The sequence below is a fragment of the Pseudomonas sp. SIMBA_041 genome (assembly GCF_046535095.1).
Lineage (GTDB): Bacteria > Pseudomonadota > Gammaproteobacteria > Pseudomonadales > Pseudomonadaceae > Aquipseudomonas > Aquipseudomonas mucoides.
In genome coordinates this window covers 114,569-135,824 of record NZ_JAWRXJ010000009.1, presented here as the reverse complement: position 1 = coordinate 135,824, position 21,256 = coordinate 114,569, and the positions used below count along the sequence as shown (strand labels likewise).

Below are 21,256 nucleotides of genomic sequence, written 5' to 3'. Positions count from 1 at the left end.
ATTATACGTTCCGCTTTATAGCATTCTTCAGCTTTGGAAGAAGCTCAGAAACAAACTTAAAGACCAGTGAATTATTCAGTACTTTAAACATGACATTGGTCAAAAATCTCTTGTTACCGGCCGAGTACTTCAAAAACAAAGGGTGCAATGTCTCTACATTCGCTTTATTTTTCTTGACTACTTGCCGGAAGAGCTCACCCAGCAGATAACGGTAGCCTCCCTGCTGACAGGCTTCATGAAGAAGCGGGTCACCTGCATAACGTTGCGATATGACATCTAACGTCAACAAGGATTCTGCGAGCAGTTCAAATGTTCTGTCACTCGCTCCGAGACCATGCTTACGGTACTTTCCATAAACACCCTCGAGCTCGCGAACTTCACCACGCAGGGCAACTTCGATATTGAAGATCCAATCCGAGACCATAGGAATAAGTGGATCGAAGCCATGTGCTGGACATGCCGAACGTCTCACCATTACAGACGAAGCACCTGGTATACCGCCCTTGGCAATCAAGTCGTAAGCATTATGGATCTTTTCTTTTTCGGTGGTATTGGTCCGAAAAATAAGACTTCCATCAGCATGATTGAAGATATCGACGGGATGATACGAAAGAACTACATTCGGATCTTCAAACTGTGCCACCTGAGCGGTAATTTTTCCTGGCAGAAATAGATCATCGCCACCAAGGATCGCCACCAGATCACCCGTGCAAGCAAAAAAAGCAGCATTTGAATTACCGGTGATCCCAATATTTTTTTCATTCAAAACAGGCACCACTGTATCAGGGTACCGGCGTTGAAAATCCAATATAACGTCCTGCGTTCCATCGGTCGACGCGTCGTCAGCAACCACAACTTCAAGATTTTTATAATCTTGTGAAAGTACGCTTTCAATAGTTTCTGCAATCAAGTGACATTGATTGTAGGTTATGATCATCACAGAAACTTTTGGATTATAAATATTCAACTTCGCGCCTCAATAAGCAAAAATAATCAAGCATCCAACTACGGTCAGCCAATTAACGTCTCAGGCTTCATCCTTTTGAGTGCGCCAGTAACAAAAAAAATCATCACAAACCAGTAGATTGCATAATTTAAAGCATGAGCGAGGGACACGCCCTCCAACCCCATATACTTCGTCAGTATCACCGTTAACGCATAGAAACTTATCGCGGAGAAAACTTCAGAAGCAATGAACAGCTTAAACATCGCCTTACCAAGCATCACATACGCCAGTATCCAGCTGCCGATTTTCAGAGTATCGCCAACAAGTTGCCAAGCAAACAGACTCCTCATGGGCAGGAAGTCAGCTGTAAACAAAACCTGGATAATAAAATCACGCAGCACATACATCAGAAGCCCGCAAACGGCTGCGCACGGCAGAATAAATTTGTAGCCTTGGAGTATTTCGTCCTTAATCTCCGACTGATGGGTTAACTCAGATAGTTTGGGCAGGTAGTAGACACTTAACGTGGTCGTCACAAGCATTAGATAAGCCGCACTTAATCGCCACATAGCCTCCCAGTAACCTGCGGCCTCCCAACCCAAAGTAGCGCCCAAATGGTTACGCACCAAAATATGACTGACCGGGACGCAAACTGCTGAAGTAAGGGCCATCGCTGTAAATTTAAAAAAGTTCTTTGCAACCTCTTTATCCACTCGCCCATACATATAGGCCAAACGAAACCAAGGTGCCCTGCAACAAATCATTAGTGTAACAAAAAAGCTAATTGACTGATAAATGGCCAACGCTATCAATGCACCATAAAGCCCCGAAAATATTGACAGGACCGTGGTCACCACGAATGCAAATAAACTACCAGCAATGTTTGCAGCCACGTAACGAACAAGGTCTTTCTTACCATTAAGTATGGCAAGTAAAAGTGTATTCAGGGTGAAGAATACCAACGTGGCTGCAAACCATCTGAGAACGCCCGCGAACTCCTTGTTCTTCAGTATCCAACCAGCAAGGTCCGCGCTAAAAACAAATATAACAACACTGGATAGTAACGAACCGGTGATGGCGATAGTGCCCGCACTGCGCCAGACGGCTTGCTGCTTTTCCTCACTATAGTGATACTCGGCTGTGTACTTGGTAACGCCAGTATTGATCGCACCACTGGCAAACGTGGTTATCATCTGTATGGCATTCTGAAACTGACCAAGCGCAGCGTAGCCGACAGGACCGACATAAATTGCCAGTACTTTATTGATCCCAAGCAAAGTGAGCATTTTGACGAGAACAGCAATTCCGTTCAGCAGGCTCGTTTTTATCAGTGTCATTATCCTTCAACCATTACCGTTGAAACTATTGCAAGCACTAATTACTTTCGCTGCATCATCCAGAGTCATCGTTGGTCCGATTGGCAGGCTCAATACTTGCTCATGAATGGCTTCAGTAACAGGAAAGGACATCTCATTCCAGTCTTTATAAGCTTGCTGCTTGTGAGGCGGAATAGGGTAATGGATTAGTGTTTGAATACCGGAGGCGGCCAAGTGCTTCTGCAATTGGTCACGTTTTTCCGAACGAACCACAAAAAGATGCCAAACATGACTCTGCAGATTCAGCGGCGACACTTCCTTGCTGAGAGGCAATTGAATCAGGTTATTGTTGATGCCCGTCATGTAGAGTTCTGCTATTGCTCTGCGCTTTTGAATATCTTCTGACAGGTATTTCAGCTTTACACTTAACATCGCTGCCTGGATCTCATCCAGACGACTATTCACACCTTGGAAAATATTTTTATATTTTTCGTGTGATCCATAATTGCGCAGTGCTTTTACAACTCGCGCCAATTCCGGATCGTTGGTTGTGATGGCACCTGCATCTCCAAGCGCCCCCAGGTTCTTCCCTGGGTAAAAACTAAACCCGGATGCATCACCCCAACTACCGGCGATTTTCCCGTCAATACTAGCACCGTGCGCCTGAGCAGAATCTTCCAGCACCAACAGGCCATGGTCTTTCGCAATACTCATGATCGCTGGCATATCAGCCAACTGTCCATACAGGTGGACTGGAATAACCGCCTTGGTTTTTGGACCAATGGCGGCCTTGATAAGGGCAGGAGAAATATTCAACGACTCATCTGGCTCAACCAAAACGGGTATCAGGCCATTTTCAGTGACGGCCAGAATACTGGCGATGTAGGTATTGGCAGGGACGATCACTTCATCGCCAACATTCAACTTACCGAGAATTTTCCAGGCTCTCAAGGTGAGTGTGAGCGCATCCAGACCATTCGCTACGCCGAAGCAAAACTCCGCGCCACAGGCAGCAGCAAATTCTGTTTCGAACTGCTCCAACTCTTTACCCTGAATATACCAACCAGAATCAATGACTCTCGCACAGGCAGCCTTGAGTTCATCAGCGTAGGCTGCGTTCACATCTTTCAAACTTAAAAACTCAATCATCAGGTCACCTGTTTTTTCGTCTTACTAAAACCCATGGCAAATTTTTTCGATGCCTGGATTCCGATCAATTCGCGCTATTCGTTACCATCTGGCTTGCTACAACACTTACAAACTCTTCATAGTCGCGTATATAGTCCGACTCGTCATATTCCTGACTGGCAAAGACGACCAATACACAGTCCTCACTAAAATCATGCATCTCTCGCCAAATGAGATTATTAATAAGAACCCCTTTCGTTGGCGAGTCCAGCCAGACTTCTTCTTTAGAGACGCCGTTATCCATCAGCATGCGGCACTTTCCTGCCACGCAGACGGCTAGTTGTCGCAACTGTTTGTGCGCATGAAATCCACGACTGACATCTGGCAGGGTGCCGAAAATATAATAGACACGCTTTATTTCAAACGGAATTTGTCCGCCCTGCTCCAGCGCAATCAAGCTTCCACGATTGTCGCCTATCACATCCAATTCGATTAGCTGCGTCGTGCCTGCTTCGTAAAAAGTCGGCAAATCCGCATCATTCAAAGCGTTCGCCTGCTTGTCTTTTTCACTCACGATGAAGTCGAGGCCTTCCGGCCACGTTATGCCGATATCGGGATCGTCCCAGCGGATACTGCGCTCGGACTCCTTGGAGTAGACATCTGTCGTTTTGTAAAGAAAGTGAGTGTCATCCTCAAGCGCCACAAACCCGTGAGCAAACCCCTCAGGAATCCACAACATTTTATGGTTGTCCGCACTCAATTCGACGCCAACCCATTGACCATAGGTAGGGGATCCCTTTCGAATATCAACGGCCACATCGTACGCAGCGCCGGAAACAACTCTGACCAGTTTCCCCTGGGCATGAGGTGACAACTGATAGTGCAGCCCTCTAAGTACGCCCTTTTGAGAGCAAGAATGATTATCCTGAATAAAACTTCTCGGCACGGGTAATCCCGACTGAGACAGCGCTTCATGAAAACGCGGCTCGTTGAAACTTTCAGCAAACCAGCCGCGATCATCTCTAAAAACCGTTGGTTCTATTATAATTACTTCCTGTAAATCGGTTTTTAGTACTTTCATGTAGTTACACCTTAAACGGCAGTGAAATTTCCTGCCGACAATGACTTATAAACAACTTAAAGGCACAATTTTCATGGCCTCTGCAACGCTTATTAAAAACAGCGTTGCTGCGATTGCATATCACGTAAGCGATACTTTTCGCGACTCATCCAAGCGATACAGAGTAAACGCAAAAAGCACACCAAGCATCAGCCCCAGTACCAGTGCCAGAGAGATCACTAACGCTTTCTTTGGCTTGACTGCGCTTAGCGGCGTTTCGACATTACCGTCATACCGGAACAATCTAAAATCTTTCGACACGACCGCCAACTTATCGTAGAAGCTCTTCTTGGCTTGAAGATTACGTAATTCTTTGATGTACGCGTCGTTAGACGATCTGCTTTCGAGATTCTTTATCTCCGCATTGAGTGCTTCCGCACCTCTCAGGAAACTCACTTCACCGTCCATTTTCCCAGCCATTGCAGTCGGCGCTGCGCCAAATATCACAGTTGGTTTTTGCAGACCAGCTGCCTTAGCGACACTGAGTGCCTCCCGTAATTTGACGATGGTATCCCCACGCGAAAACTCACCTGTTTCACGTCGAGTATCTATTTCCTGACTAATGCCCCGGGAGCGAACCTTAGCCTCATAAGATACGTTTTTTGTGATTTCATCAGCGGCCAATAGCGCGGCTTTTTCTATGTAGCTCTTCACCCACTCAACAGCTTGTTGAGGGCTGGTAGTTTGAACGATCACAGAAAACCGGCCTGCCTCATCAGCAGTCACTGGATTAACCTGAAACTTTTTTGAGAACTCCGCGTACAAGGCGTCTTGTGGCCGAGTCTTTTGATCATCGCTCAGCGATGACAGGTATACCTCAGAGAAAAATTCTTGACGCAACGATTCGGATTGGAGGTTCCGCAAAAATAAGCGGTAGGCATCTCCAATTGAATAGGGAGTAAGTTCGTTTTTTGCGGTGCGCCCAGTATTCAGATCCGCAATATCACTCTGGGTAGGAGGCACCAAATAGGCTTTGGCTTCATAAACACGCTCACTCAAGAACGCATACATTAGACCCAAAACACCAGCGATCAATGTGACGGCAATAATTACCCACACGCGGCTCCAGAGCCCACGTGCTATCGAAAAAATATCAATGTCATCTTGGTATTGATTATTTGTTGCATCACTTCGCATGGTCTTTGAGCCTTGTTTTCATCTGTTTACATCTAACAGGAGGTCGCTGCATTACGGTCTTTTGCCCAACTGTTTCGCACGGACGCATCGTCCATCGCGTTGAAATTGAACCCGAGCATGACAGAGCGCTGCCCCCGTCACGGCAATATGGAATCTCAATTTAGCAATTTAGCAATTTAGCCAGGTACTGGCCGTACCCTGTCTTTTTGAGTCGGTCAGCTTGCTCTGCCAGCTGTGTCCTGTCGATCCAGCCATTCGTGAAGGCAATCTCTTCCAGACAAGCCACTTTAAGGCCTTGACGTTGCTCAATAGTATGAACGAAGTGACTGGCTTCCAGCAGCGAATCGTGGGTACCTGTGTCTAGCCAGGCGAAGCCGCGACCCAGCATTTCGACATTCAGGCTCTTACGCGAGAGGTAAGCACGGTTCACATCAGTGATTTCCAGTTCACCACGTTCGGACGGCTGGATACCCTTGGCAATTTCTACAACATCATTGTCGTAGAAATACAGTCCGGTTACCGCGTAGTTGGATTTAGGCTTCAGCGGCTTCTCTTCAATACTCAGCGCGCGACCCGTTGCATCGAACTCGACCACACCGAACCGCTCAGGGTCGGAAACGTGATAGCCAAAAACAGTAGCACCCACCTGCTGAGAGCTAGCGGAACGCAGGTTATCGGAGAAGTGCTGACCGTAGAAAATATTGTCACCCAGGATCAAGCAGCACGGATCCTTGCCAATGAACTCTTCACCAATAATAAACGCTTGAGCCAGGCCGTCAGGACTTGGCTGCTCGGCGTAGGTCAACTTGATCCCGTAGATGCTGCCATCACCCAACAGCTTGCGGAAACAAGGTAAGTCTTCAGGCGTGGAGATGATCAGAATCTCTCGCATCCCTGCCAACATCAATACCGACAGCGGGTAGAAGATCATCGGCTTGTCGTAGATGGGCAGCATCTGTTTGGACACGCCGAGAGTCAACGGGTGCAAACGAGTGCCCGAGCCGCCGGCCAGGATGATACCTTTACGATTTGTCGTGGTCATTTATTCAGGACTTCCCTAAGCATTCGGGTTACACCACATTGCCAATCCGGCAAGTGTAGAGAAAAATTGTCACGCAGCTTCTGAGTATTCAATCGTGAATTCAGAGGTCGACGCGCAGGTGTTGGATAAGCGGTCGTGGCAATGGGATTGATCGCGGTGACGGCCAACGTTTCGCCATTGGCCTTGGCGAAGTCAATGACATAACTCGCATAGCCATGCCACGACACCTCGCCACTAGCGGCCAGATGATACAAGCCTGCCAGTTCAGGACGTTGCATGACCTGCTGGATTGCCAAAGCTGTCACGTCTGCGATCAGATCGGCCCCCGTGGGTGCGCCAACCTGATCGGCAATAACGTTCAGCGTTTCGCGATCCAAAGCCAATCGCAGCATTGTCTTGGCAAAGTTGTTGCCACGAGCGCCGTAGACCCAACTGGTGCGAAAGATCAAATGCTTACAGCCAGACGCAATGATCGCCTGTTCACCCGCCAGTTTGCTGGCGCCGTAGTGATTCACTGGCGCAACCGCATCAGACTCTTGCCAAGGCGATGTACCCTGCCCATCGAAGACGTAGTCGGTCGAATAGTGGATCAACCACGCCCCCAAGGTAGCGGCTTCCTCAGCCATGACTTGACTCGCCTGGCTATTCACACGATCCGCCAGCTCAGTCTCGGACTCAGCTTTATCGACAGCCGTGTAAGCCGCAGCATTGACGATAACATCAGGCTTGACCTGACGAATCGTTGCGCGTAATGCATCAGGGTCAGACAGATCACCGCACAAACCGTCAACGCTGTGACGATCAAGCGCAATCAAATCACCGAGTGGCGCCAAGGAGCGTTGCAGCTCCCAGCCTACCTGGCCATTTTTTCCCAGGAGCAGGATCTTCATGCTTTGCTCGAAGAACGATCCGCGTAATTCTGGTCTATCCACTGCTGGTAGCTACCGCTTTTCACATGCGCTACCCATTCAGTGTTACTGAGGTACCACTCGACGGTCTTGCGAATACCGGTTTCAAATGTTTCTTCCGGCGTCCAGCCTAGCTCGCGCTGAATTTTGCTGGCATCAATCGCGTAACGCTGATCGTGGCCCGGGCGATCCTGGACATAGGTGATCAGACTAGCGTGCGGGCGATGGGCAGAATCCGGGCGCAATTCGTCAAGCAAAGCGCAAAGTGTGTGTACGACTTCGATGTTTTGCTTTTCGTTATGACCACCGATGTTGTACGTCTCGCCAATAACACCATCAGTCACAACTTTGTACAAAGCACGGGCGTGGTCTTCGACATAAAGCCAATCGCGAACCTGGTTGCCTTTGCCGTAAACCGGCAACGGCTTGCCTTCCAGCGCATTGAGGATGATCAGCGGGATCAGCTTTTCGGGGAAATGGCACGGACCGTAGTTGTTTGAACAGTTGGTGACCAATGTCGGAAGGCCGTAGGTCCGGCTCCAGGCACGAACCAGATGGTCAGAGCTTGCCTTACTGGCGGAATAAGGTGAACTCGGTTGATACGGCGTAGTTTCGGTGAACAGGTCTTCCGGACCTTCCAGGTCTCCGTAAACCTCATCAGTGGAAATGTGGTGGAAGCGGAAATTGGCTTTGCGCCCATTGTCCAGTGCAGCCCAGTAGTGGCGTGCGGCTTCCAGCAGGGTGTAAGTGCCGATGATGTTCGTCTGGATAAATTCCGATGGCCCCGAAATCGAGCGGTCAACGTGCGACTCTGCGGCCAAGTGCATGATGGCATCTGGTTGGTGTTCACGCAGAACGCGGTCGACTTGATCACGATCGCAGATGTCGACGCGCTCGAACACATAGCGTTCGTTCTGGCTAACTTCGGCCAATGACTCGAGGTTACCGGCGTAAGTCAGCTTATCGACGTTAACCACGGAGTCGGCAGTATTGGAGATGATATGACGGATGACTGCCGAGCCGATGAACCCGGCGCCGCCGGTTACTAGAATTTTCACGCGAAAACACACCCTTTGAGTTACTGACAGGGCCGTCAACCGAGCGCTGCCTAATCCATGAATGCAAAAGCCGTCTTCTAAGCTGAGGCTTCTGACAGTGTCAGTCTGTACCGATGCAGGACAGTGCCATTATCGGACAAGCGCAGCATTTTACAGCTTAATGACGCTTTTACTAATGGATATAGACAAGCTGTGAAGCGAATTCTTGATGCGCCTGAGGTTTTCGTGATCAGACAAGACGCTTGCGGGAAGATCTGGACGCCCGCCCCAGAAACCACCCTAGAATAGGCCCAATCAGCATACCAAACAGCAGCGCAAGAACCATGACCAGCGATACTGGCATTTGCGGAACTGACCAGCCGAGGAACAGCAATGAAACCGACTGCTGATTTTCAAGCATGAAAGCCAGAACTGCCAAAATCAGCAACAGGACAACTATTGCGAGTAGTACGCGCTTGAGGTTACGCATGCGCCGATCCTTTATTCATGAAGGCCAAAACCCTCCTCCTCTTCCTCATTGACCCGATCGCGCAACTCCTTCCCCGGCTTGAAATGCGGAACGAACTTACCGTCGAGGCTGACGGACTGGCCGGTTTTTGGATTGCGACCTACGCGTGGTGCACGGTAGTGCAAGGAGAAGCTGCCAAACCCACGGATCTCGATACGATCCCCTGTGGCGAGGCATTGGGACATTTGCTCAAGCATGGTCTTGATGGCCAGCTCCACATCCTTGGATGAGAGCAGCCCTTGATGGGTGACAATTCGTTCGATCAACTCCGACTTCGTCATATTTTTCCCTTCTTTTTCAAGCAGCTAGGAAAAGCGCTTCAAAGGTTTTAGCATGCTCGAAAGAATTTGAACAGCCCGAGTTTTCACATATATTTTCAAGCCCCGGGGATGCCATATAAACCCCGGCTCCCCGATATAGCCCTCACTCAGCGACAGATAACCAACATGGTCCGCGTCAGGTAGCCCGCCGGATTGAAACCAAAAGGGAATTCATCCTCGTCCTTGGCGTCATCAGACCTTGCGACGACCTTATACCCTGCCGCCTTACACTCCCTATCCGCACGCTTGCGACACTTTTCCCACCCGGACCCCAGCCCGGAACAGTCAATCTCAATACCACTGACCCCGCGCACGACATGAGTCTTGGCATTAGTGGTACAACCCGCCAATGTCAGTACTGCTATTACGACAATGAGCTTGTTCATTCACTTCCTTATGCCGGGCGGCTTGCCCGACTGTCGTTCACTTCAGGCTAAAGGTTAGCTGCAAACAAACGATTGATCCGATTAAAGAAAGAGACAACTTATCGGGGATATTGGTTTCACAATCCTTGCAGCCAAAAAGCATCGGCGAGACCACCAAATCGCAGGCACAAAAAAGGGCGACCGAAGTCGCCCTTTTTCTATGGTCTGACAGAACTTAGTTCTGTTTTTCCATTTGTGCACGCAACAGGTCGCCCAGAGTGGTAGGACCAGCAGCGACGTCAGCAGCAGGCTTGTCTTTCAAGCTCTGGATTGCTTCTTTCTCTTCAGCATCGTCTTTCGACTTGATGGAGAGCTGGATTACACGGCTCTTGCGGTCAACGCTGATGATCTTGGCTTCTACTTCCTGGCCTTCTTTCAGAACGTTGCGCGCGTCTTCAACGCGGTCACGGCTGATTTCGGAGGCTTTCAGAGTCGCTTCGATATCGTCGGCCAGAGTGATGATGGCGCCTTTAGCGTCAACTTCTTTCACGATGCCTTTAACGATTGCGCCTTTGTCGTTCTCTTGAACGTACTCGGAGAACGGATCGCTTTCCAGTTGCTTGATACCCAGGGAGATACGCTCGCGCTCTGGGTCAACCGACAGGATAACGGTGTCCAGCTCGTCGCCCTTCTTGAAGCGGCGAACGGCTTCTTCGCCCACTTCGTTCCAGGAGATGTCGGACAGGTGAACCAGACCGTCGATGCCACCGTCCAGACCAATGAAGATACCGAAATCGGTGATCGACTTGATGGTGCCGGAGATTTTATCGCCCTTGTTGAACTGGCCAGAGAAATCTTCCCATGGGTTAGATTTGCACTGCTTGATGCCGAGGGAGATACGACGACGCTCTTCGTCGATGTCCAGAACCATAACTTCCACTTCGTCGCCGACTTGTACGACTTTCGAAGGGTGGATGTTCTTGTTGGTCCAGTCCATTTCGGAAACGTGTACCAGGCCTTCAACGCCTTCTTCCAGCTCAGCGAAGCAGCCGTAGTCGGTCAGGTTGGTTACACGAGCGGTAACGCGAGTGCTTTCTGGGTAACGGGCTTTAATAGCAACCCATGGATCTTCGCCCAGTTGCTTCAGGCCCAGGGAAACACGATTGCGTTCGCGATCGTACTTCAGAACCTTGACATCGATCTCGTCGCCAACGTTGACGATTTCGGAAGGATGCTTGATACGCTTCCAAGCCATGTCGGTAATGTGCAGCAGGCCATCGACGCCACCCAGATCGACGAATGCGCCGTAATCGGTGAGGTTTTTGACGATACCTTTGACTTGCTGACCTTCCTGCAGGGATTCCAGCAGAGCTTCACGCTCGGCGGAGTTCTCGGCTTCGAGGACGCTGCGACGGGAAACGACAACGTTGTTGCGTTTCTGGTCGAGTTTGATGACCTTGAATTCCAGCTCTTTGCCTTCCAGGTGCGTAGTATCGCGCACAGGACGGACGTCAACCAGAGAACCTGGCAGGAACGCACGGATGCCGTTAACGTCGACAGTGAAGCCGCCTTTAACCTTACCGTTGATAACGCCCTTGACCACTTCTTCGGCTGCGAAGGCTGCTTCCAGAACAATCCAGCATTCAGCGCGCTTGGCTTTTTCACGGGACAGCTTGGTTTCACCAAAGCCGTCTTCAACCGAGTCCAGAGCAACGTGAACTTCGTCACCGACGTTGATGTTCAGTTCGCCAGCGTCGTTGTAGAACTGCTCAAGCGGGATGAGTGCTTCAGACTTCAGGCCAGCGTGAACGGTTACCCAGCGAGCTTGGTAATCGATATCAACGATAACACCGGTGATGATGGAGCCTGCCTGAAGGTTCAGGGTTTTTAGGCTTTCTTCAAAGAGTTCCGCAAAGCTTTCGCTCATTTTAATTCCTGTTGATGAGGGCGAAGACTACGCCCATCTCCACACCCCAGACGGTATGGGTTAGTTTCATTTAAAAGAAGCCACCGCAGGACTATGACTGGTCCCCCGCGGCCTTCTTGGTCACCCGGCGATATCGCGAATGGCGATCTCGCTCATGATGCGTTCCAACACCTGATCAATGGACAATTCCGTGGAATCCAGCTGTATGGCGTCAGCCGCCGGTTTGAGCGGGGCTACCGCTCGCTGGGTGTCACGCTCATCGCGGACACGTATCTCATCTAGCAGACTCGACAGACTAACACCATCGACTTTGCCCTTCAACTGCAAGTATCGACGGCGCGCACGCTCCTCGGCACTGGCAGTGAGGAATATCTTCAAGGGCGCGTCCGGAAAAACCACCGTGCCCATATCCCGGCCATCGGCTACCAGCCCCGGCATTTCCTGGAAAGCACGCTGGCGCTGCAGCAGCGCCTCGCGTACGGCAGGCAATGCCGCAACCTGGGATGCGCCGGCGCCGACACTTTCAGTACGAATCACATCACTGACTTCGTCGCCTTCCAGAATGATTCGCTGCAGTTGACCGTCCGTCGCAGCGATGAACTGCACGTCCAGATGTGCCGCGAGCGCCTTCAGCAATTCTTCATTGGTCAGATCAACACCATGATTGTGCGCAGCGAACGCCAGCAAACGGTACAGCGCACCGGAATCCAGCAGATTCCAGCCCAGACGTTTCGCCAGAATCCCGGCGATCGTGCCTTTACCGGAACCGCTCGGGCCATCGATGGTAATGACTGGCGACTTGTTGATCACGACTGAGCCTCTTCAGCAACCCGGATACCGACCTGCGCGCACAGCGTAAGGAAGTTCGGGAACGACGTCGCGACGTTGGCGCAATCGTGGATGCGGATCGGTGCAGTCGCGCGCAGCGATGCAACGCTGAACGCCATGGCAATCCGGTGATCGCCATGACCATGCACTTCGCCGCCGCCGATCTGGCCGCCGTCGATGATGATGCCATCCGGGGTCGGCTCGCATTTGACGCCCAGCGCCAGCAAGCCATCGGCCATGACCTGGATCCGGTCCGACTCTTTGACCCGCAGCTCTTCGGCACCACGCAACACCGTGCGCCCTTCGGCACAGGCCGCGGCCACGAACAGCACCGGGAATTCGTCGATGGCCAGTGGAACCAGGGCCTCGGGAATCTCGATACCTTTAAGTTTAGCTGCACGTACGCGCAAGTCCGCGACCGGTTCGCCGCCGACTTCACGCTGGTTTTCCAGGGTGATATCGCCGCCCATCAGGCGCAGGATGTCGATCACGCCGGTACGGGTCGGATTGATGCCGACGTGTTCGAGCACCAGCTCAGAACCTTCAGCGATCGATGCGGCCACCAGGAAGAACGCGGAGGACGAGATGTCGCCCGGCACTTCGATGTGGGTCGCGGTCAGCTTGTGCCCGGACTCGACCGATGCAGTCGCACCGCTGACACTGACCGGATAACCAAAACCTTGCAACATGCGCTCGGTGTGGTCGCGCGTCGGGGCAGGCTCGGTAACGGTGGTCTTGCCTTCAGCGTACAGACCCGCCAGCAGCAGGCAGGATTTAACCTGGGCACTGGCCATTGGCATGGTGTAGGTCAAGCCCTTGAGCGTGTGGCCGCCACGAATGATCATCGGTGGACGACCTTCAGCAGCGGTCTCGATCACGGCACCCATTTCACGCAGCGGATTGGCCACGCGATTCATCGGGCGTTTGGACAGCGAAGCGTCACCGGTCAGGGTGCTGTCGAAGTTCTGCGCAGCCAACAGGCCAGACAGCAGACGCATCGAAGTACCGGAGTTACCCAGATAGATCGGGCCGGGTGCCGGCTTCAAGCCATGCAGGCCGACACCGTGGATGGTCACACGACCATGATGCGGACCTTCGATCACAACACCCATGTCACGGAAGGCTTGCAGGGTCGCCAGAGCGTCTTCGCCCTCGAGGAAGCCTTCGACTTCGGTGACGCCTTCGGCCAGGGAGCCAAGCATGATCGAACGGTGGGAAATCGATTTATCGCCCGGTACACGAATCCGCCCAGTCAGGCGGCCACCAGGTTGTGCCAGGAAAATCAGGTCGTTGGAGTTCATAGCGTCCACATAGGCCCGGCGGGCCAGGATTTTACTGAAATGCTCGCGGGCAACCCGGGCGCGCGTGAACACGCCCAACAATTGGTGCCCATCCCCTGCATCGACCGCGTCGCGCAAGGCGTCGAGGTCGCTGCGAAATGTATCGAGTGTGCGCAGGACAGCTTCGCGGTTAGCGAGGAAGATGTCGTGCCACATGACCGGATCGCTTCCCGCAATTCTTGTGAAATCGCGGAAACCGCCGGCAGCGTAACGGAAGATCTCAAGGTTTTCATTGCGCTTGGCCAACGAATCGACCAAACCGAACGCCAACAGGTGCGGCAAATGACTGGTCGCCGCCAACACTTCATCGTGGCGCTCGACCTGCATGTGTTCGACATCGGCGCCCAATTCGCGCCACAGACGGTCGACCACCGCCAGCGCGGCCGGATCGGTTTGATCCAGCGGCGTCAGAATCACTTTATGACGACGGAACAGCTCGGCGTTGGAGGCTTCCACCCCGCTCTGCTCGGAACCGGCAATCGGATGCCCCGGCACAAAGCGCGACGGCAGGCCGCCAAACGCTTCGGTTGCCGCACGGACGACATTGCCTTTGGCGCTACCGACGTCGGTCAGAATCGCCGATCCGAGATCCATTGCCGCCAAGCGTGCCAGCATCTTTTCCATGGCCAGGATCGGAATGGCCAGTTGAATCACGTCAGCGCCCTGGCAAGCAGCGACCAGGTCTTCTTCGCAGCGATCCACCACGCCCAACTCGACCGCCAGCTTGCGCGACTGCGGATCCAGGTCAACCCCGACCACTTCGCGGCACAGGCCGCTTTCACGCATGCCCTTGGCGAACGAACCACCGATCAATCCCAGACCGACCACCACCAGGCGACCGATCATAGGTGCAGCAGATTGCAGTGCAGTGACATCAACCACGAGCCAGAACCTTGGTCAGCGCCTCTAGGAAGCGGCTGTTTTCCGCCGGCAAACCGATCGTGACACGCAGGTGGTTCGGCATGCCGTAGTTGCCCACCGGACGCACGATCACGCCTTCGCGCAACAGCCCCTGGAACACCGGTGCAGCCACGCGACCGAGATCGACGCAGATGAAGTTGCCCTTGGACGGGATCCAACTCAGCCCCAACTCACGAAAACCGGCTTCCAGTTGCAGCATGCCGGACTCGTTCAGGCGACGGCTTTGCGCCAGGTAGTCGACGTCTTGCAGCGCAGCGCATGCAGCGGCCAAGGCCAAACTGTTAACGTTGAACGGCTGACGCACACGGTTCAGGACGTCCGCGACCACGGCGGTGGACAAGCCATAGCCGACCCGCAATGCCGCCAGGCCATAGGCCTTGGAGAACGTACGAGAAACCAGCAGGTTCGGATAAGCCGCCAGATAATCCAGGCCATCCGGCAAGTCGCTGCCCTCGGCGTATTCGATGTAGGCCTCGTCCAGCACGACCAGCACATGCGCCGGAACATCCTGCAGGAATTCGTCCAGTGCCTCGGCATCGAACCAGGTTCCGGTCGGGTTGTTCGGGTTGGCAATGAAGACCACGCGAGTGTCGGCATCGATCGCCGCCAGCATGCCCGACAGGTCATGCCCCCAGTCTTTGGCCGGAATCACTTTGGCCTGGGCACCGACGGCCTGGGTCACGATCGGATAGACCGCAAACGCATGCTCACTGAACACGGCATTGAGGCCCGGCGCCAGATAGGCACGCGCGACCAGCTCCAGAATGTCGTTGGAGCCATTGCCCAGCGTCACTTGATTCAGTTCGACGCGGCACTGCTCGGCCAACAGGGTCTTGAGCGCAAAACCATTGCCGTCTGGATAACGGGTCAGCTCGGCCAGCGCATTCTGAATCGCCGTCAGCGCCTTGGGACTCGCGCCCAACGGGTTTTCATTACTGGCCAGTTTGACGATGCTCGCCGGATCAAGGTCCAGCTCGCGCGCCAGTTCGTCCACAGGCTTGCCCGGGACGTACGGCGAAAGTTGTTGCACGCCCGGCTGTGCCAGGGCGAGGAAGTCATCACTCATTTGCTACCCCTTAGAGAACTGCTTTCGGGTAGGAACCCAGCACTTTGAGTGCCACTGCTTCCTGACTGATCTTTTCCAGCACACCTTTGACCAATGGATCGCGATGGTGGCCGACGAAGTCGATGAAGAACACGTAGGTCCATTTACCGCTGCGCGACGGACGCGTCTCGATGCGCGTCAGGTCGATACCGTTGTCGTGGAACGGCACCAGCAACTCGTGAAGCGCGCCCGGTTTGTTGCTCATGGAGACGATGATCGAGGTCTTGTCGTCGCCGGTCGGCGGCACTTCCTGGCTGCCGATCATCAGGAATCGCGTGGAGTTATCCGGGCGATCCTCGATTTTCTCGGCCAGACGGGTCAACCCGTACAGACCAGCGGCCATGTCGCCGGCAATCGCCGCCGAGTTCCACTCACCTTTAACCCGCTTGGCCGCTTCGGCGTTGCTGGACACCGCCACGCGCTCGACATTCGGGTAGTGTGCGTCCAGCCACTTGCGGCACTGGGCCAGCGATTGGGCATGGGAATAGATGCGACTGATGCTGTCGGTCTTGGTGTTTTCACCGACCAACAGGTGGTGGTGAATACGCAGCTCGACTTCGCCACAGATCACCATGTCGTGTTCGAGGAAGCTGTCCAGCGTGTGGTTGACCGCGCCCTCGGTGGAGTTCTCCACCGGGACCACGCCAAAGTTCACCGCACCGGCCGCCACTTCGCGGAACACTTCGTCGATCGCCGCCATCGGCTTGCTGATCACCGCGTGGCCGAAGTGCTTCATGGCTGCGGCTTGGGTGAAGGTGCCTTCAGGGCCGAGGTAAGCCACTTTCAACGGCTGCTCGAGCGCCAGGCACGAAGACATGATTTCGCGGAACAACCGCGCCATCTCTTCATTGCCCAGCGGCCCCTGGTTACGCTCCATCACGCGTTTGAGCACCTGGGCTTCACGCTCAGGACGATAGAACACCGGCACTTCGCCTTCGGCCAGCGAGGCCATCTTTACTCGCGCAACTTCCTGGGCGCAGCGTGCGCGCTCACTGATCAGCTCCAGGACTTTTTCGTCCAGGGCATCAATGCGCAGGCGCAGTGCCTTGAGTTCTTGCTCAGACATTAGCCGTGTTCCTTCTCGAACTCTGCCATGTACGAAACCAGTGCGTTGACCGCAACGATGTCGACGGCGTTATAGATGGAGGCGCGCATGCCACCCACGGAACGGTGGCCCTTGAGGTTCAACAGGCCACGCTCGTCGGCACCGGCCAGGAACGGCTTGTCCAGACGGTCGTCAGCCAGACGGAACGGTACGTTCATCCACGAGCGATCCGGCTTGTTGATCGGGTTGCTGTACAAGCCGCTGGCGTCGATGAAGTCATACAGCGTGCGCTGCTTCACTTCATTGAGCTTGCCGATGGCCTCAACACCACCCTGCTCTTTCAGCCACTCGAACACCAGGCCGGACAAGTACCAGGCCAGGGTTGGCGGGGTGTTGTACATCGAGCCGTTATCGGCCGCTACCTTGTAGTTGAGCATGGTCGGGCACAGGGAACGGGCGTGACCGAGCAGGTCTTCACGAACGATGTTGACCACGATGCCGCTCGGGCCGATGTTTTTCTGGGCGCCGGCGTAGATCATGCCGAAGCGCGAAACATCGACTGGACGCGACAGGATGTCCGAGGACATGTCGGCCACCAGCGGAACATCACCAGTTTGCGGAATCCACTGGAATTCCAGGCCGCCGATGGTTTCGTTCGGCGCGTAGTGAACGTAGGCCGCGTCTTTCGACAGGTTCCATTCATTCTGACCGGGAATAGCGAAATAGTCGTAAGGCTTGGCAGTCGCGGCGACATTCACATTGCCGTAGCGCGAAGCTTCTTCGATGGCTTTCTGCGACCAGATACCGGTGTCGATATAGTCGGCAGTACCGTTTTCCGGCAACAGGTTCAGAGGAATCTGAGCAAATTGCTGGCTGGCGCCGCCTTGCAGAAACAGCACTTTATAGTTCGAAGGGATATTCAGCAGATCACGCAGATCCTGCTCGGCCTTGGTGGCAATGGACACGAACTCATCACTGCGATGGCTCATTTCCATGACCGACAGGCCCTTGCCGTGCCAGTCAAGGAGTTCACCCTGAGCGCGCTGCAGGACAGCTTCGGGAAGTGCCGCAGGACCGGCACAGAAGTTATAGGCTCTCTTGCTCACATCCAATCTCGCTCTGATTTGGTGGTAATCACGCAATAAATCACAACATCAATCGACACAGAGTCCCTGCTGAAGCACAGCTTTTGTAGGCGTGAGCCTGCTCGCGAATGCATCACCGCGATGTGTCAGACATACCGCGGCGCCCGTATCGTCGGAACGCCGCCCGGAGCTGGCTCACTCCTACAAGGGACTCCATAGGTGTCGATATTTTCATACGGGACAAACAACAAGGGGGCGAATTCTCATCCGCCCCCTGTTTGTTCGCTTACTCTTGTGGCTCTTCGTCAGCGGCGGCATCGAGTTGCTGATCATCAACAACGTCGTCGATCACGACTTCGCCGATGAACTCTGCACCCTCTTCACCTTCCAGCTCTTCACCTTCGACTTCCGATGGCTCCTGAACCCGCTCCAGACCGACCAGCGTTTCATCGCTGGCCAGCTTGATCAGGGTCACGCCCTGGGTGTTACGACCGAGGCTGGACACTTCGTCGACACGGGTACGAACCAGGGTGCCCTGGTCGGAAATCAGCATGATTTCCTCACCATCGAGCACCTGGACCGCGCCGACCAGTCGGCCGTTACGGTCGTTGCTGACCATGGCGATAACGCCCTGACCGCCACGTTTGTATTCAGGGAACTCAGTGATCGCCGTACGCTTGCCGAAACCACGCGCCGAAGCGGTCAGGATCTGGCTGCCTTCTTCCGGGATCAGCATGGAAATCAGCTTCTGGCCTTCCGGCAGACGCATGCCACGAACACCGCGAGCGGTACGGCCCATGGCGCGAACGTCGGTTTCCTTGAAGCGAGTGACCTTGCCGCCGTCGGAGAACAGCATGACTTCGCGCTCGCCATCGGTGATGGCCGCAGAAATCAGTACGTCACCTTCGTCCAGCTCCAGCGCGATCAGACCCACGCTGCGTTGACGGCTGAAGGATTCCAGCGGGGTCTTCTTCACGGTGCCTTTGGCGGTCGCCATGAAGATGAAGTGACCTTCGGTGTATTCCTCGACCGGCAGCATGGTGGTGATGTATTCATCACTGTCCAGCGGCAGCAGGTTGACCAGCGGACGACCACGAGCAGCGCGGGACGCTTCTGGAATTTCGTAGGTTTTCAGCCAGTACACTTTGCCCTTGCTGGAGAACAGCAGCAGCGTGGTGTGGCTGTTGGCGACCAGCAGGTGAGCGATGTAGTCCTCATCCTTGACGCCGGTGGCCGATTTGCCTTTACCGCCACGACGCTGAGCCTGGTACGCAGCCAATGGCTGGGTCTTGGCGTAGCCACCGTGGGAAATGGTCACGACGCGCTCTTCTTCCGGGATCATGTCACCCAGGGTCAGGTCGAGACGGGCATCGAGGATCTCGGTGCGACGCACATCACCGTATTCGGCGCGGATCACTTCCAGTTCTTCGCGGATCACTTCCATCAGGCGCGTGGCGCTGCTGAGGATGCGGATCAGCTCGCCGATCTGGTTGAGGATCTCTTGATACTCGGCCAGCAGTTTTTCGTGTTCCAGACCGGTCAGACGGTGCAGACGCAGCTCCAGAATGGCTTGCGCCTGTTCTGGCGACAGGAAGTACTTGCCGTCGCGCAGACCGTATTGCGGGTCCAGGGTCTCAGGGCGGCAAGAATCGGCACCAGCGCGTTCAACCATGGCCACTACGGCGGAGGATTCCCAGGCTGTGCTGATCAGCGCTTCCTTGGCTTCCGACGGCGTTGGCGAGGCCTTGATCAGGGCGATGACCGGGTCGATGTTCGACAGGGCAACCGCTTGACCTTCCAGGATGTGACCGCGTTCGCGGGCTTTACGCAGTTCGAACACAGTACGACGGGTAACGACTTCGCGACGGTGACGAACGAAGGCTTCCAGCAGGTCCTTGAGGTTCAGGATCCGTGGGCGGCCGTCGATCAGCGCGACGATGTTGATACCGAACACCGCTTGCAACTGGGTCTGGGCGTAGAGGTTGTTGAGGATCACCTCTGGCACTTCGCCGCGACGCAATTCGATCACAACGCGCATACCGTCCTTGTCGGACTCGTCGCGCAGCTCGGTGATGCCTTCAAGCTTCTTCTCTTTCACCAGCTCGGCGATCTTTTCGATCAGACGGGCTTTGTTGAGCTGGTAAGGGAGTTCGGTAATGACGATCTGCTGACGGCCACCGACCTTGTCGATGTCTTCGATCGTCGAGCGGGCACGCATGTAAATGCGGCCGCGACCGGTGCGGTAGGCTTCGATGATGCCGGCGCGACCGTTGATGATCGCGGCGGTCGGGAAGTCCGGACCGGGGATGTATTGCATCAGCTCATCGATGGTCAACTCAGGGTTGTCGATGAGGGCCAGGCAACCGTCGATGACTTCACCGAGGTTGTGCGGCGGAATGTTGGTCGCCATGCCCACGGCGATACCGCTGGAGCCGTTGACCAGCAGGTTGGGAATACGGGTCGGCATGACCGCCGGGATCATTTCGGTGCCGTCGTAGTTCGGCACCCAGTCCACGGTTTCTTTATGCAGGTCAGCCAGCAGCTCGTGCGCCAGCTTGGTCATGCGCACTTCGGTGTATCGCATGGCCGCGGCGTTGTCGCCATCCACCGAACCGAAGTTGCCTTGACCGTCTACCAGCAGGTAGCGCAGCGAGAACGGCTGTGCCATGCGGACGATGGTGTCATACACCGCGGTATCACCGTGCGGGTGATACTTACCGATGACGTCACCGACAACACGGGCAGATTTCTTGTACGGCTTGTTGAAGTCGTTGCCCAGCTCGCTCATCGCGAACAGCACACGCCGGTGCACGGGCTTCAAGCCATCGCGCGCATCCGGCAGGGCCCGCCCGACAATTACGCTCATTGCGTAGTCGAGGTAGGACTGCTTCAGCTCGTCTTCGATATTGACCGGGAGGATTTCTTTGGCCAGTTCGCCCATGAGAAGCTCGATTCCTTTTTCTGGTGAAACTTCGTCACATCCATATGGGACGAACGAAGCTCGCCGCTGCAGGCTGAGTGCCATACACCGACTTACGACAAATCAACAAGATTAACCATGGATTTGCGCAGTAAAGACAACCCCGTGGGACTGCCTCGGAAAACGCCGGATGTTATCACAAGAGCCGCCACGCACCTATCCCCCAGACGCGCATGG

General features: G+C 54.3%; 18 protein-coding genes and 1 pseudogene. All 19 read right to left on the bottom strand.

The genetic code is table 11. The features are described from left to right. Position 1: 1 nt before the first annotated feature. The 19 genes and pseudogenes from SB725_RS22060 to gyrA all read right to left on the bottom strand — a co-directional run bounded on the left by SB725_RS22060 (position 2) and on the right by gyrA (position 21,040). Positions 2-967, bottom strand: a complete 966-nt coding sequence (locus SB725_RS22060) for a glycosyltransferase family 2 protein (RefSeq protein ID WP_194940698.1) — start codon at positions 965-967, stop codon at positions 2-4. A 44-nt stretch (positions 968-1,011) separates the two neighbouring features. Then, entirely contained in the window at positions 1,012-2,283 is a 1,272-nt protein-coding gene (locus tag SB725_RS22055) for an O-antigen translocase (protein WP_194940697.1), read from the bottom strand. A gap of 6 nt (positions 2,284-2,289) precedes the next feature. Next, positions 2,290-3,411: a DegT/DnrJ/EryC1/StrS family aminotransferase gene (locus SB725_RS22050; RefSeq protein WP_410922582.1), complete on the bottom strand. Its 1,122-nt coding sequence runs from the start codon at positions 3,409-3,411 to the stop codon at positions 2,290-2,292. Positions 3,412-3,475: 64 nt separating this feature from the next. Next, positions 3,476-3,919 (bottom strand): sugar 3,4-ketoisomerase, encoded by a 444-nt coding sequence (locus SB725_RS22045; protein WP_172825981.1) that lies wholly within the window; start codon positions 3,917-3,919, stop codon positions 3,476-3,478. Beyond that, positions 3,917-4,471: pseudogene (gene rfbC, locus SB725_RS22040) on the bottom strand (dTDP-4-dehydrorhamnose 3,5-epimerase); the annotation flags it as partial. The pseudogene rfbC and the gene SB725_RS22045, both read right to left, overlap by 3 nt. Before the next feature lie 120 nt (positions 4,472-4,591). Further along, positions 4,592-5,647 (bottom strand): LPS O-antigen chain length determinant protein WzzB, encoded by a 1,056-nt coding sequence (locus SB725_RS22035; protein ID WP_059182373.1) that lies wholly within the window; start codon positions 5,645-5,647, stop codon positions 4,592-4,594. Positions 5,648-5,807: 160 nt separating this feature from the next. Beyond that, a complete protein-coding gene (gene rfbA / locus SB725_RS22030) occupies positions 5,808-6,689 on the bottom strand; it encodes a glucose-1-phosphate thymidylyltransferase RfbA (RefSeq protein WP_410922581.1) in 882 nt (293 codons plus the stop codon). Next, entirely contained in the window at positions 6,686-7,579 is an 894-nt protein-coding gene (gene rfbD, locus SB725_RS22025; RefSeq protein WP_059182371.1) for a dTDP-4-dehydrorhamnose reductase, read from the bottom strand. Before rfbD ends, rfbA begins: the two co-directional genes overlap by 4 nt. Beyond that, positions 7,576-8,655 (bottom strand): dTDP-glucose 4,6-dehydratase, encoded by a 1,080-nt coding sequence (gene rfbB / locus SB725_RS22020; protein ID WP_410922580.1) that lies wholly within the window; start codon positions 8,653-8,655, stop codon positions 7,576-7,578. The genes rfbD and rfbB overlap by 4 nt, the downstream gene beginning before the upstream one ends. 229 nt (positions 8,656-8,884) lie before the next feature. Then, entirely contained in the window at positions 8,885-9,124 is a 240-nt protein-coding gene (locus SB725_RS22015; protein ID WP_059182369.1) for a LapA family protein, read from the bottom strand. Between the two features lie 11 nt (positions 9,125-9,135). Next, on the bottom strand, positions 9,136-9,444 hold the full coding sequence (ihfB, locus tag SB725_RS22010) for an integration host factor subunit beta (RefSeq protein WP_059182368.1): 309 nt from the start codon (positions 9,442-9,444) through the stop codon (positions 9,136-9,138). 146 nt (positions 9,445-9,590) lie between these two features. Continuing rightward, the gene (locus tag SB725_RS22005) at positions 9,591-9,869 is read right to left on the bottom strand and encodes a hypothetical protein (RefSeq protein ID WP_027924114.1); all 279 of its coding nucleotides are present in this window, start codon (positions 9,867-9,869) and stop codon (positions 9,591-9,593) included. Positions 9,870-10,083: 214 nt separating this feature from the next. After that, positions 10,084-11,775, bottom strand: a complete 1,692-nt coding sequence (rpsA, locus tag SB725_RS22000; RefSeq protein ID WP_027924113.1) for a 30S ribosomal protein S1 — start codon at positions 11,773-11,775, stop codon at positions 10,084-10,086. 120 nt (positions 11,776-11,895) lie between these two features. Continuing rightward, positions 11,896-12,585: a (d)CMP kinase gene (gene cmk / locus SB725_RS21995; RefSeq protein WP_027924112.1), complete on the bottom strand. Its 690-nt coding sequence runs from the start codon at positions 12,583-12,585 to the stop codon at positions 11,896-11,898. Next, the gene (locus SB725_RS21990) at positions 12,582-14,789 is read right to left on the bottom strand and encodes a bifunctional prephenate dehydrogenase/3-phosphoshikimate 1-carboxyvinyltransferase (RefSeq protein ID WP_410922600.1); all 2,208 of its coding nucleotides are present in this window, start codon (positions 14,787-14,789) and stop codon (positions 12,582-12,584) included. The genes cmk and SB725_RS21990 overlap by 4 nt, the downstream gene beginning before the upstream one ends. A 28-nt stretch (positions 14,790-14,817) precedes the next feature. Beyond that, a complete protein-coding gene (gene hisC / locus SB725_RS21985) occupies positions 14,818-15,930 on the bottom strand; it encodes a histidinol-phosphate transaminase (protein ID WP_410922579.1) in 1,113 nt (370 codons plus the stop codon). Positions 15,931-15,940: 10 nt separating this feature from the next. Continuing rightward, positions 15,941-17,035: a prephenate dehydratase gene (gene pheA, locus SB725_RS21980; RefSeq protein ID WP_007899727.1), complete on the bottom strand. Its 1,095-nt coding sequence runs from the start codon at positions 17,033-17,035 to the stop codon at positions 15,941-15,943. After that, a complete protein-coding gene (gene serC / locus SB725_RS21975) occupies positions 17,035-18,120 on the bottom strand; it encodes a 3-phosphoserine/phosphohydroxythreonine transaminase (protein ID WP_027924109.1) in 1,086 nt (361 codons plus the stop codon). Before serC ends, pheA begins: the two co-directional genes overlap by 1 nt. Before the next feature lie 265 nt (positions 18,121-18,385). Beyond that, on the bottom strand, positions 18,386-21,040 hold the full coding sequence (gene gyrA / locus SB725_RS21970) for a DNA gyrase subunit A (RefSeq protein WP_027924108.1): 2,655 nt from the start codon (positions 21,038-21,040) through the stop codon (positions 18,386-18,388). Between the last annotated feature and the right edge of the window lie 216 nt (positions 21,041-21,256).

Bases quoted from the DNA above. Each gene is read 5' to 3' on its own strand.
- SB725_RS22055 (WP_194940697.1), bottom strand. From the start codon at position 2,283: ATGACACTGATAAAAACGAGCCTGCTGAACGGAATTGCTGTTCTCGTC.
- SB725_RS22050 (WP_410922582.1), bottom strand. From the start codon at position 3,411: ATGATTGAGTTTTTAAGTTTGAAAGATGTGAACGCAGCCTACGCTGAT.
- SB725_RS22035 (WP_059182373.1), bottom strand. From the start codon at position 5,647: ATGCGAAGTGATGCAACAAATAATCAATACCAAGATGACATTGATATT.
- rfbA (WP_410922581.1), bottom strand. From the start codon at position 6,689: ATGACCACGACAAATCGTAAAGGTATCATCCTGGCCGGCGGCTCGGGC.
- rfbD (WP_059182371.1), bottom strand. From the start codon at position 7,579: ATGAAGATCCTGCTCCTGGGAAAAAATGGCCAGGTAGGCTGGGAGCTG.
- SB725_RS22015 (WP_059182369.1), bottom strand. From the start codon at position 9,124: ATGCGTAACCTCAAGCGCGTACTACTCGCAATAGTTGTCCTGTTGCTG.
- ihfB (WP_059182368.1), bottom strand. From the start codon at position 9,444: ATGACGAAGTCGGAGTTGATCGAACGAATTGTCACCCATCAAGGGCTG.
- SB725_RS22005 (WP_027924114.1), bottom strand. From the start codon at position 9,869: ATGAACAAGCTCATTGTCGTAATAGCAGTACTGACATTGGCGGGTTGT.
- rpsA (WP_027924113.1), bottom strand. From the start codon at position 11,775: ATGAGCGAAAGCTTTGCGGAACTCTTTGAAGAAAGCCTAAAAACCCTG.
- SB725_RS21990 (WP_410922600.1), bottom strand. From the start codon at position 14,789: ATGATCGGTCGCCTGGTGGTGGTCGGTCTGGGATTGATCGGTGGTTCG.
- hisC (WP_410922579.1), bottom strand. From the start codon at position 15,930: ATGAGTGATGACTTCCTCGCCCTGGCACAGCCGGGCGTGCAACAACTT.
- pheA (WP_007899727.1), bottom strand. From the start codon at position 17,035: ATGTCTGAGCAAGAACTCAAGGCACTGCGCCTGCGCATTGATGCCCTG.
- gyrA (WP_027924108.1), bottom strand. From the start codon at position 21,040: ATGGGCGAACTGGCCAAAGAAATCCTCCCGGTCAATATCGAAGACGAG.